8 protein-coding genes are annotated in these 12,443 nt (G+C 53.1%); all 8 read right to left on the reverse strand.

The features are described 5' to 3' along the window. Positions 1-16 precede the first annotated feature (16 nt). The 8 genes from BM202_RS08080 to BM202_RS08115 all read right to left on the reverse strand — a co-directional run bounded on the left by BM202_RS08080 (position 17) and on the right by BM202_RS08115 (position 12,439). The gene (locus BM202_RS08080) at positions 17-5,503 is read right to left on the reverse strand and encodes an RCC1-like domain-containing protein (RefSeq protein WP_093824749.1); all 5,487 of its coding nucleotides are present in this window, start codon (positions 5,501-5,503) and stop codon (positions 17-19) included. A gap of 144 nt (positions 5,504-5,647) precedes the next feature. After that, positions 5,648-5,773 carry a hypothetical protein gene (locus BM202_RS38705; protein WP_262507667.1) on the reverse strand — a complete coding sequence of 42 codons (126 nt, stop codon included), beginning with the start codon at positions 5,771-5,773 and terminating at the stop codon, positions 5,648-5,650. A gap of 415 nt (positions 5,774-6,188) precedes the next feature. Next, entirely contained in the window at positions 6,189-6,413 is a 225-nt protein-coding gene (locus BM202_RS08090) for a hypothetical protein (RefSeq protein ID WP_143100651.1), read from the reverse strand. Between the two features lie 582 nt (positions 6,414-6,995). Further along, the gene (locus BM202_RS08095) at positions 6,996-8,828 is read right to left on the reverse strand and encodes a 7TM diverse intracellular signaling domain-containing protein (RefSeq protein WP_093824755.1); all 1,833 of its coding nucleotides are present in this window, start codon (positions 8,826-8,828) and stop codon (positions 6,996-6,998) included. A 138-nt stretch (positions 8,829-8,966) separates the two neighbouring features. Beyond that, positions 8,967-9,272 carry a PAAR domain-containing protein gene (locus tag BM202_RS08100; RefSeq protein WP_093824757.1) on the reverse strand — a complete coding sequence of 102 codons (306 nt, stop codon included), beginning with the start codon at positions 9,270-9,272 and terminating at the stop codon, positions 8,967-8,969. 62 nt (positions 9,273-9,334) lie between these two features. After that, positions 9,335-10,474, reverse strand: a complete 1,140-nt coding sequence (locus BM202_RS08105; protein ID WP_093824759.1) for a hypothetical protein — start codon at positions 10,472-10,474, stop codon at positions 9,335-9,337. 80 nt (positions 10,475-10,554) lie between these two features. Next, complete coding sequence (locus BM202_RS08110; protein WP_093824761.1) at positions 10,555-11,397, reverse strand: TssN family type VI secretion system protein; 843 nt, start codon at positions 11,395-11,397, stop codon at positions 10,555-10,557. 76 nt (positions 11,398-11,473) lie between these two features. Beyond that, positions 11,474-12,439, reverse strand: a complete 966-nt coding sequence (locus BM202_RS08115; RefSeq protein ID WP_093824763.1) for a type VI secretion system baseplate subunit TssG — start codon at positions 12,437-12,439, stop codon at positions 11,474-11,476. Between the last annotated feature and the right edge of the window lie 4 nt (positions 12,440-12,443).

Genomic DNA, 12,443 nt, shown 5'->3' on the forward strand with positions numbered 1-12,443 from the left:
CCACAAACGCTGACCTTTACTTATTGAAATAATCGATTTTTATAGCCCCCATATTATTGAGCATATTCTCCTCTCCACTGCTCATCACCAGTGCACTTACCCCCAGATTTCCCTTCGTATTGCCCGGGCTTAACTGACCAGTCAGACCCACCGAGAGTCGCCCCTTTCCCCCAATTGACTGATTCGTCGTCAGGATGTAAAAGTTACTATCACTTAGCCCATCCAGGCTCCATGCACTATTCTGCACCGGGCGACCACCGACAGAAGTGGCGGTGCCAGTCAAGCTCAAACTTAACAAGGGGTCTTTAGTGATATAGACCTGAATCCGTCCATTGGTCAGGCTACCGTTCACTTCCACTACGTCCACTACCAGGCTACAGGCCGAGTTGCCATAGACGAGCGAGGGACTCACATAAAGAATGGTCGCCAGATCGGGTACGCCCAGGGCTGTCACGTCCACCGTCAGGGTTTGACTACAGCTACCTTGGGTGACGATACTCGTAAAGGTTTGCAGGCCAGGGCTGGTTAACGTGGCGGAGACCAGTGACGTAGTGGCGGGGCTACTCAGGCTGGCCCCAGTAGGCGCCAGCCATTGATAGGTAGTGCCTCCCGACGCACTCAGGCTCACCACGCTACCGACCGGGGCCGTGGTAGAAGAGGCCGTCGCAGTGGCAGACAGGGTGCTATTGCTGGTGACGGCGATACTGTCCCAGGCCGTGCAGCCATTGGTCCCCGTAACAGTCACTGAGTAGTTGCCGGCTGTGGAGACAAGCACCTGATTAGTGCCCAGAGGTATACCGCCACTAAAGGCGTAACTGACTTCCCCCGTTGCACTGGCCGTCAGGGTCACACTCGTTAGAGCGCAGCTTAGCGTACCGCTGCTGACCAGACTGACGGTGGGAACGGAGCTGTCCTGGCTGATAGCCACACTGGCTGAGGCTACACAGCTATTGGCTGAGGTTAAACTCACTGAATACGTACCTGCCACACTCACTGAGATAATGGAAGTGGTCTCCCCCGTTGACCAGCGCACCGAACCACTGCCATCTGCCGTCAAACTCACCCTTGGACTGGCACAACTCAGGGTGGCGCTGGATGGCGTAATGCTAACCACAGGAGCCGTTTGGTCAGCGGTAACGATCGTGCTGGTGGTACTCACGCAGCCGCTGGCATCCGCTACTCTGACCGAATAGGTACCTGTGCTGTTTACCACAACCGTATTGATTGGCCCCGGTGTGCCCAGTTGCCCGCTGCCACTGGCGAACGTGTAGGACGTGCCGCCACTGGCCGTTAAGGTCACACTCGTAACGGCGCAGGTTGAAGGGCCGCTACTTACCAGAGTGGCCACCGGTAAGGGATTCACCGTCAGGGTAGTTGTGCTGGTGGTTGACTGGCCGCTGGTGCTGATAGTAAGCGTAAAGCTCTGTGTGCCCGTGCCCGACGCGGTCACCAGTTGGCTAAACGTATCACTGCTGGCACTACCCGATAGAGGAGCCCCCAGCCCGTTAGATAATGTATAAGTGTAGGCACCCGTCAGGTTGCCTACCGTAGCGGTGAACTGAACCGGACTGCCCACGCAGACTGATTCTGGACTAGCCGCTAAACCCGCCAGCGTTAGGGTGGGGGAGTCGATCACCACCAGCGGATACATCGCACTCACGCCCGAACAGCCGTTGGCACTACGGACACGAACAGTGATAGAAAAACTACCGGGCTGGGTGGGTGTGCCCGCCACCACGCCTGTGCTGGCCGCCAGGCTCAGGCCCGGGGGTAAGCTGCCGCTGGCCAGGCTGTAACTGTAGGGAGCGGTACCCCCTACAGCCGTAAAACTTTGACTAAAGCCCACCCCTATCGTCGCCGTGGTGACTCCCGGACTATTCACCGTTGGTGGTTGAGCCACCGTTACGTTCAGGGTAGCCGTCACGGGCGTACCTTCGGCCCCGGTTACCGTCACGGTGAAGGTGTTCAGTCCGGGGGTAGTGAGAGTGGCCGATATAGCGGAGGTATTGGTGGCCGACAGAGTGGCGCCTGAAGGGGATGCCCAACTGTAGGTGTAGGGTGGGCAACTCCTTCCTGTAGCCAACGCCGACAGGGTCACCGGACTACCCGAGCAGACGGCAGTGGAACTGGCCGTAGCGGTCAGGGAGATGGGGCTGACGGGCTGGGTAGGCAGCGCACACTGGTAACTAGTCCGATCGGTGGTGGTGCCGTTGCCCAACTGGCCCCGGTTGTTACTGCCCGTTACACAAAGCGTCTGGCGGGTGGCGCCAATGACCACCGAATGGAAGGCCATTGAGCCGCTAAACAGGCTTACGATAGGTGATGATGTCGTGGCAACCAGCACAGGGCTGTTACGCTGGACGATGGTCGTTCCATCACCTAACTGACCATAAAAGTTGTCTCCCCACGCCCATAGACTCCCGTCACTTTGCAGACCAACGGTGTGGGTATTCCCCGCTGTGATACTGACCCAGTTGATGGCCGAACCGATGCGCTTTGGTTGGCTCTGGTTAGTAGTGGTACCATCGCCCAACTGGCCATAATAATTGTATCCCCAGGCCCATAGACTCCCGTCGCTTTGCAGACCTAGAGTGTAGTCAGCTCCAGCCGTGATACTGACCCAGTTGGTCCCCGTACCGATCCGCACCGGACTGGTACGGGTGGCAGTAGTGCCATCGCCTAATTGTCCATAACCGTTGTTTCCCCAGGCCCACAGACTGCCGTCGCTTTGCAGACCTACACTGTGAAGCTGTCCAGTTGCGATACTAACCCAGTTGGTGGCCGAACCGATGCGCTTCGGGCTGGTGCGCTGGGTGGTGGTGGCATCACCTAACTGACCAAAATTATTTCGTCCCCAAGCCCACAGGCTTCCGTCGCTTTGCAGACCCACCGTGTGGTCAGCTCCAGCCGCAATACTAGTCCAGTTAGTGGCCGAACCGATTCGTCTTGGACTGGTGCGCTGGGTGGTGGTGCCATCGCCCAACTCACCATAGCCGTTGTACCCCCAGGCCCACAGACTGCCGTCGCTTTGCAGGCCTACGGTATAATATTGTCCAGCCGCGATCCTCATCCAAGTGGTGGCCGTGCCGCTGCGCACCGGGCTGGTACGGGTGGTGGTAGAGCCATCGCCCAACTGACCAACGTTATTTCGTCCCCAGGCCCACAGACTGCCGTCACTTTGCAGACCCACCGTGTGATCCTGCCCGGCCGCAGCGCTCTCCCAGATCAGCAGGAGGTTGCTTCTGACGATGGCGCTGGTGGTGTTCACGCAGCCGCTAGCACTGGCCACCCGCACCGAGTAAGTCCCAGGGCTATTGACGCTTAAGGTATTGGTGGGTCCCGGTGTGCCTAGCGTCCCGCTGCCGTTGGTAAACGTGTAAGACGTACCGCCACTGGCCGTCAGCGTTACGTCGGTAACGGTACAGCTCAGGGGACCATTATTGGTTAGACTAATTGCCGGTAATGGATTCACCGTCAAGGTAGTTGTGCTGGATGCTGACTGGCCGTTAGCACTCACCGTGAGCGTAAAGTTCTGTGTGCCCGTGCCCGACGCGGTCACCAGTTGGCTAAACGTAGCACTGCTGGTATTGCCCGTTAGAGGAGCGCCCAGTCCGTTGGTGAGGGTATAGATGTAACTGCCTATCAGGTTGCCTACCGTGGCGGTGAACTGAACCGGGCTGCCTACGCAGACTGATCCCGGACTGGCCGCTAAACCTGCCAGCGTCGGGGTGGGGGAGTCGATCACCATCAGCGGATATGTCGCGCTCACGCCCGAACAGCCGTTGGCACTACGGACACGGATCGTGATAGGAAAACTACCGGGCTGGGTGGGTGTGCCCGCCACCACGCCCGTGCTGGTCGCCAGGCTCAGACCCGGGGGCCAGCTGCCGCTGACCAGGCTGTAACTGTAGGGAGCCGTGCCCCCTACAGCCGTAAAGCTCTGACTGAAGCCAATCCCTACTGTCGCGGTGGTAACTACCGGACTATTCACCGTTGGTGGTTGAGCCACCGTTACGTTCATGGTAGCCGTCACGGGCGTACCTTCGGCCCCGGTTACCGTCACGGTGAACGTGTTTAGTCCCGTGATGGTGAGGGAGGCCGATACGGTGGAGGTACTAATAGACGACAAGGTGGCGCCCGAGGGAGCCGCCCAGGTGTAACTGTAGGGAGTGACGCCCCCTGTAATTGACACAGACAGGACCGCCGTGCTGCCCGCGCAGACGGCCGTGGAACTGGCCGTAGCGGTCAGGGAGATGGGGCTGACGGGCTGGGTGGGCAGCGCACACTGGTAACTAGTCCGATCGGTGGTGGTGCCATCGCCCAACTGACCCTGGCTGTTATTGCCCGTCACACAGAGCGTCTGACGGGTGGCGCCAATGACCACCGAATGGAAAGCCGCCGGGCCGCGAGACAGACTCACGATGGGGGATGCGGTGGTAATCGGCACGGGGCTGTTACGCTGGTTGGTAGTGCCATCACCCAACTGCCCCGAATAATTAAATCCCCAGGCCCACAGACTGCCGTCGCTTTGCAGACCTAGAGTGTGGGTATACCCCGCCGTGATACTCGCCCAGTTGGTGGCCGAACCGATACGTACCGGGCTGCTTTGGCTGGTGGTGGAGCCATCGCCCAACTGGCCATATTGATTGTTTCCCCAGGCCCACATACTCCCGTCGCTCTGCAGACCTATGGTGTGATATTGTCCAGCCGCGATACTGACCCAGTTGGTGACCGAGCCGATACGTACCGGTTGATTCTGGTTGGTGGTGGTACCATTGCCTAACTGCCCTTCAAAATTTCGTCCCCAGGCCCACAGGCTGCCGTCGCTTTGCAGGCCAACCGTATGTTCCTGACCAGTCGCGATACTGATCCAGTTGGTGGCTTGCCCAATGCGCTTTGGTTGGTTCTGGTTAGTGGTAGTGCCATCGCCCAGTGAACCCCAAAAATTTCGTCCCCAAGCCCACAGGCTGCCGTCGCTCTGTATGCCCACACTGTGGTAGTACCCTGCTGCGATACTGGCCCAGTTGGTCTCTATACCGATGCGTACCGGGCTGTTCCGATTGGTGGTGGTGCCGTCACCCAACTCTCCTTCAAGGTTTCTTCCCCAGGTCCACAGACTGCCATCGCTTTGCAGGCCCACATTGTGTTCCTGCCCGGTTGCGGTGCTTACCCAGTTAGTAGAAAGCCCGATGCGCACAGGGCTGGTGCGGTCCGTGTTGGTGCCATTGCCCAACTGCCCATAGAAATTTTCTCCCCAGGCCCACAGACTCCCGTCGCTTTGCCGACCAACCGTGTGTCTCTCCCCAGTTGTACTACTCTCCCAGTTGAGCGAAGGACTGCTGGGCTGGGCCGGGGCCACCGACCCTAGCAGCACTAGCCAGACGGTCAACAGCCAGTGGACGAGCCCAGCCAGATTGCCCCCTCGGGATTCAGCCATGTCGGAATTGACCAGTTGGGGAGGCACCAGAGGTGACACGGATTCATTGAGTAAAGAAGCAGGCATACGAGTAAGGAGTTGATAGATAAAAGGGGAATACTCCCAAATGGAACCGGGTGCAGCCCAACAAGCAGGTACGCATCAGCCGTGAGAAGCAACTTTATTTATACAAGGGATGGGGTAAAAATTCCGGATGGGCGCAGCTAACTGCTACCACGCTTGCAGGTTGACGACGTAGTTAAAGTCAGCGCTAAACGGATAACGGACTCCTCGTAGAATTGCCCGCAACAGCTTTCCTTTGAGGACCCGATACCGATCCAGCTCTTGAATGTCCATTGGTCGGACTGTGCGCTGGAATAGTGTCGTAGGTACTTGTTTATGTTTTTTCATATCGCTGGTTTGTTATGCTTTTTTTAAAGTAAGTACACTTAAGAAGCAGGAAACCCACTAATAATCAACTCAGCCGTTCAGGAAGATTCCAATTGTTTTAGGCCGGCCCGAGCACGCTGTCCATTGCAATCCGAAGCGGTACTTACGGGGCAAAGGACACGCTATTTCCAGGCACTTGCTAAAATCGAGCGTAGACAAAGTGTGTACAGCCCGAAAATAAGATAGACAAAGTGTAGACAACTCAATAATAAGGTAACCTTGTTGGAAGGTTACAGCGACCATTATTCCTTTGACAAAGCCATTTGACAACAATATGACCTTGATCCGTAAATCTATGGCTTCAGGGGATGCTACTAGCGGCTTAATGCCGCTCAATGATGAATACCCATTCTCCCCACTCCAGGTTGCTCTTTTCTCCCTTATACGCAGGAAATCGGACGCTTTCAAGTTTAGTCAATCGCCCGTCCGTAGGCCAGATCTGGTCGGGTAAAAACGTCCCAGGCGTAGTCAAACTGACGCCATTGGACGGGAATATTGGCGTCGCCAGTAGGAGCAGAAAGGGTATACGTACTTTATTCAGTCTCATCAGATTTGTCCGTTTGTGGCTTTTTTGGATGTACATAGTCGCATAAAGCCGATACAGGCCAGCCAGTAAAGCAGAAAAAATGGATCGTTGCCTCCCATTCCACGGTAAAGTTTTAGGCTTATAAATTCATGAGCCTTTGCCACTGAGACCGTTGCTTAAGGCCCTGGCCAGACGTTCATATTACCGGTAATTGTCGCGATTGGCGTGGCCTTAGCTGGTTGGCTGAAAGCCGTAAAGAAGATACGGTGCTAGCTACGTATTGATAGTGCCATGATGGTGTCGCTCCCGTAGACGGTAGGCCCGCCCAGAACGCCAATGGGCGCACAACTGGTGAACGGCTGAATTAGGTCCCCAATAAAGCCGTCGAAACGAAAGGATGCATTTTTGTCAGGATTTGGTTGAGCGAGTCGAGAATTAGCATTGCTACGTAAAGCAGTCCTAATTTCGAGCTACTACCAAAAGTCGACCGTAGACAAAGTGTGTACAGCTTAAGTAAGCTATTGATTATTAGAAAGATAAATTAATAGTTAGCTTCAATTGGGCATGTTAAGGTAGAATATGTAGCAAACTAAGCCGGATCATTCAGGCGGGCGTATCAGGTTCGCTAACAGCCATTTTCTTGTACAAACGGGTTTTTGCCCGTCGTACGCTGGCCGGATCAATATTGAGCAGGGCGGCAATTTCTTTCGTAGAAAGATTGATATGAAAATAGGCGTAGAGCCGAATCTCATGTTTAGTCAGAGAGGGATATTTCGCCAGCAGATTATCAAAGAAATCAGGATGCACCTGTTCAAAATGCACCTTAAACTTTCCCCAGTCGGCATCCAGATATTGATCGCTTTGCAGGATCGACTCGATTCCTTTCAATTCTTGCTGGCTTACTGTTGGATGCCGGTTGGTCAGCTTCACGAGTCGTGCTTTAAGATTGGCAAGCAACTCGTTTTTCTGAACCATGTACAGGGTCGTAGAAGCCAGCTCCCGTTGGTTGATCTCCAGCCGTTGCTGTAGTAATTCGTTTTTGGTTTTTTCGTGCCGAATATCGGCATTGATTTTTTGGTTTTCCAGTTCGGTGAGTTGGTGGCTTAATTCCATTTCCCGCATATCGAACAGATGCTGCAGAGCTTCTGCGTTTCGGACCATTAATTCCTGCTGAATTAATTTCGTTCGGGCTACTAACGCTACCGAGAACATAAGCGCCTGCGTAATAATAGCCAGATCAGGTAGTAGTGTACCTTCGTTTTTGTTAAAGCTCACAAATACGTGAAACAAACTAATGGCAAGTATGAAGGACAAGGGTAGAATCGTCGCCAATAAAAAAGGACTGGCTGCCGGTAACCTTCGCACATAACCAATTATACAGGTCCATATAATGACCCCGATCAGAAAGAGCGCCAAAACGTTATGATACCATATCGTATAGGATTCCAGATAAACCAGACAAGTGTTAATGACCAACAGAATAAAAGATAACAGCCCATACGTGTATAACCCATATCTGAGTATGAAATCTAATCGGGGTAACGTAGTGGACGTATTTAAATAGGCGCGGGTCAGTTGCACCAGACCAAACAAGATGAGAAAAATACTAAAGTGTTGCAATAAATTACCCAGGTCATAATGGGTAAGTTGACCATTGGGCAGCAAGCCAATGGTGAAAACCGGGCACGGAAAAAGAACCTGAAAAAACTGTTTGTAGTCCGTTACATAGATCATTCCGCCTATCTGTACAATAAGATAGTAGAGAATGATTTTGTGTTTGAAGTTAAAATAGATAATTAAGTTGTTCAGAAAGAACAGGAACAATACCGACAGCGACGCGATCCATGCAATGAGCCTAAATTGATCATCACGGTTGGTAATAGCTTGTTTTTCAATGGTTATTACTGGCTTAATGGCTTTGTCGAATGGGTAGCGTACATCAACCTGTATAAATAATGTAGTTTCAGTGTGACCCTGAGCGACAAAAGTCATCAGGTTTCGATTGCGACGCCCCATATTGGGAGCATAGATGCCGCCTTGCTGAGAAACCCAGCGTAGTGAATTCCTATCAAAAGAATACAGGGTATTTTTTAGAGAAGGTTGGACTGATACGTTGTAAGGTTCATCATAGTGAGCGGGATTAATCACTACTACCTTCAACCAGTAATACGTTGCCTTGACGGGCCGGAGTGAATCATTTGGCACAAAGCGGAGGGTGGTATCGGTGCGTACCCGATCAAGGGTATAGCCCTGGTCGACCAAAAGGGCGTAGCTTTTAATTTGCGCTGTAGAACGATCCATCAGCGTATTCACGGTTTGGGCATGTACCATCACCGGAATGAATAAAAGCACGAGCAACAGGATAATTTTAGGCAACTGGCATTGGTTAATGAAAAGCCGGTAGCTCGGGAAGTCGGCCGCTCTGTATTCCAGCAAATTAAATGTTATTTAAACAGTTAATCATATAGTATACAATAAGTTTAAAAAATCGTTATTCTACTGTCGGTTTGTTATTATCCCAAGAACATGCGATCCTAAATCTATGCGTAAGCGCCAGTAATTGGGGGAGATCCGTTAACCGCCAATTAACACAGTTGGGCAACCGGGTGGTGAGATCGTTCCACCGTGCGCCGTCGGATCTCCGACACGGGCCGCTGGTTTGCCACCAATCAATACAGTTACAGACCCCATAATAATGCTGGATGGTGGCCCAACACAGGTACAGAGGTCTCCAGCACAGGCGGCTGGCTGCCCGCCAATCAAAACGGTTGGCGTACCGGGGCCTGTAATTGGCCCACCAACGTGGGGAACTGGTGGAAGGCCCGGCGTAACCATCGGGCAGATATGCATATCGAGCACTCGGGCGGCTGGAAGTCCCATTCTACTTCTCTATTTTAGGGGTGATTATTCGATTTGTGGATGCTGAACAGTTGGAAATGGGTTTAGCCCCAGATACCTTTCCGTTTGGTAGGTTGCGGATCTAGTTCCTGCTTTTCCTGATAAATCGTTCCGCGCTCTTTTTCGACGTAGTTTAATTCACTCAATTTACTGTATAGCGCAATTAATTTATCGGTCAGATTATAAAAATGAGTGATCATCGACTGGCAATCGGCATGGATATATTCTTCTTCCAGCAGATTATTTAGCGATGTTTCGAATTCGGCAGGACTGACGTTGCACCAGTTTTTAAAGTAATTAAACATCGTATCCCGCTCCTGATCGGGGGTGCTTTTAATAGCGAGCTTCAACGTTCGGGCCAGCCGAACACCCAGCTCAACGATAAACAGGGGCGATTCATCCTGCCCGCGCATGTCATACGCATCCAGATGATCACTCATTACCCGCACGGTAGCTTCCGCTAAATAGCCAATGCTGGAGGCCAGCAGGTTCGCCTGTCCCGAACGGGCATTCGTTCGTACCCGGCCAATAACCGTAGTCGCAAAGTCGGCAATCTTGCCCAGGTTTTTGCCGATCGTCTGGTGATGCTGGCGAAAGGCTGGCCAGGCACCCACCGAGCGGCAGGGTGGCAGATACGTACTGTCCAGCGAGAACTGCCCCCCGCTCAGTAGCAACTTGCCAATGGGTAGATGATAACCCGCCGACATACCAGGTGCCAGCATGGATGCCGTCAATACGCTCAGTCGGCAGGTGGGTTGCGTGTACGGGTAACGTAGCGGTACTTCTTCGGGATCAGGCTGCCCCCAGGGTTGCGGCTCAAACGGGTTAATATCCAGCACGATATAGCCCACCGTATGGTTCGACCGTTGCCACTGCTCACGAACATTCGTCAGTGACAACCGAAGGGGAAGCGTGCGGGCAGCGTCAAAGTCTATCCGTGCCCCGCCGGGTGTAATGGCCCGGCAGATCGACAAGGTGAGTTCGCTACCATCGCAGGTAAGTAATAAGGGACTTTCCTGGCCTGTCGGTGACGATAACAGGCCGTAATTGTAACTGGTCAGCAGTAAACCAGTGGCGTCGCGGATAGCGTCGCGCAGGGCATTGTCGTTCGCGATCAGATGCGACCGTGATATTTTCATACCGTCGGCCCAGTTTACGGGCCAATGCGTCAGTTCGGGTAGCATAAGTACTTTAGTAAAAGCAATCAAATATCCGTTAGTATGACGCAATTCCGGTTGGTACTACGTATACTAACGAAAGGCAGTTAGTTACTGAAACTCCTGGCAATAATAGTGTCTTCAGGCTTGAGACCATTTCGAAGCAACGACAGCGACGGGTCGAAGTAGGTTTTTACCCACCCTCCCCACGACTCCCGGTAGAAAATCCAGCCCAGCAACGTGCCTTCCGTATTGTCTTCGTGATACAGAATCGGGTGCTCAGGATCTTCTTCGTGATTGTGCGAGTAAATCATGAATTGAAACAGTTCATCGAGCGTCCGGTCGGCGGGCAGCGTTACCGTAAAGCGGTTCGATACAGGCGCATCAGGCCGCTTGGTCACCAGAAAGTTCAGCCGTAAGGTATTGTCTAACTCGACTAATGGCACGGGCCGCTCAACCGGATAAAACCATTTCTTGTAGATCTTCAGCGGAATGGCATTCCAGGCATACAGGGCATAAAGCACCAGCACCGGAATCAGAAACGGTACTAAGCCCGTCACGAGCAAGGAGGCTGGTAGGCCAGATGGCGTAAGCCAGCCAAACATGGCAGAAAACGACGCACCAATCAGCAATACGGCAAAAGCCGCCAACAACAATTCTGACCAGAATCCGCCCGTTGGCAGGAAGGAGAACAGTTTTCGCGAGAGTACTACGTGTACAATCCCTAACATCAGCGCCAGCGCTTCGATGAGATAAAAGGCTAGTACGAGCGAACCCACACGGAACATGATCGCCCCCAGACCGCCCGCAACGGCTATGATTCCAAGCGTGTATGCCAGCAGTTTTTTCGTGAAGATTTCTTTTCCCGAATGCCGCGCAACCAGCCCGACCAGGCAAAGAATCGCTACGACACTATAAACGATAATGGGGAGTATAACCTCTGTTTTCATCTGTAAAGTAAGTTTCTATTTTATTCGTACTGGTTTTATCATCTCTATCCGTAAACGCGTTTTGCAGGCTGGCGAATCAGGTCAACGTAGTGGTCATGCCCAATCGCCCGGCGGTGTCACTGGCTGATAAGCTAAAGACATCGTTGACGGCATCGGCTACTATATCCATCCGCCAATCAGCATCAGCCGGAAACAGGTAGCCAGCCAGTAAGCCAACCTGCCGAAGGCCGACTCCTCCCGGCAGGAAATCATACAATTGGCTATCGGCCAATGGACCAATCGTCAGGCGCACCAATCCGCCGTCGTCAATCAAATCAGGCTGCGGCAATACCCAGTCCAGACCCAGTCGACTGTCGCCCAGTTTAGCGGGTTGCCAGTCGGAAGCCAGCCGGTCCTGCCGATTGACGGAAATCACCTGCCGACCGTATTGAATCTGTACAGGAGCCTGCAGAAAACGCCCGAAATAGAACGCTGTTTGTTCCCAATTTCCCACAATCTGATAGGCCTGAGTGATCAGTAAAAACAGCGTCAATTTCTGCGGGTTCGTTAGCGAATACACTTCCGTATCAGGCGCCACGAGCTTTAGCAGTTCCGATACCAGTAGCTCATCATCGCCCGCCAGCGTCCGGGTTTCAAATCGGGCGATGGCCGCTCGCTGGTGATTGAATTCGTTATCGAACGGCAAAAAAAAGTGCCGTGATTCCTGCTCCTGTTTCTCTTCCTGTTGACGTATCTCGGCCCACTCGTCCGGGTCTTTCGTGCGTTTCTTTACCCGGTGAAACAGGCGCTCGGGCAACGTGTCGTAAAACCCATCGCGTGGAATCTCGATCTGCCAGAGCGTTTCTTGCCGATCATCCGATCGGTCCTGAATCGCCTGAATGTCTCGCTCGAAATTATAGGCCGAGGTTCGTTCGGGACTGATTACCAGTTCCTGTTTGGTGATCAGACCGTCGTCCAGCAATTCATTCACTACGTTCTCGAACTTCAGCCGCCGGGTGGCCGCCTGATTCAGAAGCGCTTCTATGTCAGCTGTTTGTAGCATAAAC

Source organism: Spirosoma endophyticum (assembly GCF_900112365.1).
Taxonomy (GTDB): domain Bacteria; phylum Bacteroidota; class Bacteroidia; order Cytophagales; family Spirosomataceae; genus Spirosoma; species Spirosoma endophyticum.

Coding starts and splice junctions, on each gene's coding strand:
- BM202_RS08100 (WP_093824757.1), bottom strand. CDS start 9,272: ATGGGACTTCCAGCCGCCCGAGTGCTCGATATGCATATCTGCCCGATG.
- BM202_RS08105 (WP_093824759.1), bottom strand. CDS start 10,474: ATGCTACCCGAACTGACGCATTGGCCCGTAAACTGGGCCGACGGTATG.
- BM202_RS38705 (WP_262507667.1), bottom strand. CDS start 5,773: ATGGACATTCAAGAGCTGGATCGGTATCGGGTCCTCAAAGGAAAGCTG.
- BM202_RS08080 (WP_093824749.1), bottom strand. CDS start 5,503: ATGCCTGCTTCTTTACTCAATGAATCCGTGTCACCTCTGGTGCCTCCC.
- BM202_RS08115 (WP_093824763.1), bottom strand. CDS start 12,439: ATGCTACAAACAGCTGACATAGAAGCGCTTCTGAATCAGGCGGCCACC.
- BM202_RS08090 (WP_143100651.1), bottom strand. CDS start 6,413: ATGAGACTGAATAAAGTACGTATACCCTTTCTGCTCCTACTGGCGACG.
- BM202_RS08110 (WP_093824761.1), bottom strand. CDS start 11,397: ATGAAAACAGAGGTTATACTCCCCATTATCGTTTATAGTGTCGTAGCG.